The sequence below is a fragment of the Vogesella mureinivorans genome (assembly GCF_007644035.1).
Classification (GTDB): domain Bacteria; phylum Pseudomonadota; class Gammaproteobacteria; order Burkholderiales; family Chromobacteriaceae; genus Vogesella; species Vogesella mureinivorans.
The window spans coordinates 1-383 of the sequence record NZ_VMTV02000485.1 but is presented as its reverse complement, the minus strand read 5'-3'; the positions used below and the strand labels follow the sequence as shown (position 1 = coordinate 383).

Sequence of the window (383 nt, the reverse complement as noted above, 5' to 3'; positions counted from 1 at the left end):
GGAGCGAGCAGGGCTTCCTGCTGGTGGTGGAAGGCGGTCGCATCGATCACGCCCATCACGCCAACAACGCCTACCGCGCGCTGACCGACACCATCGCGCTGTCCGAGGCCGTGGCTGCCGCGCGCGCTGCGACTTCGCTCGACGACACGCTGATCGTGGTCACCGCCGACCACAGCCACGTGCTCAGCTTTGCCGGCTACAGCCATCGCGGCAATCCGATCCTCGGCAAGGTCACCGACCGCACCGGTAGCGACGACCTGGCGTTGAAGCGCGACATGACCGGCCGCGTGTTCACCACGCTGGGCTACATCAATGGGCCGGGCTATGCCGCGGCCAGCGACCTGCAGCCGGAAGGGGTGAAGCGCCAGCCGCACGAGCCTTCG

The 383-nt window shown here is 68.4% G+C and carries 1 protein-coding gene; it reads left to right on the top strand.

The genetic code is table 11. The features are described 5' to 3' along the window. Nucleotides 1-17 precede the first annotated feature (17 nt). Nucleotides 18-383, top strand: a 366-nt coding sequence (locus FLQ44_RS13535) for an alkaline phosphatase (RefSeq protein ID WP_276607859.1), incomplete at its 3' end; no start/stop codon positions are given.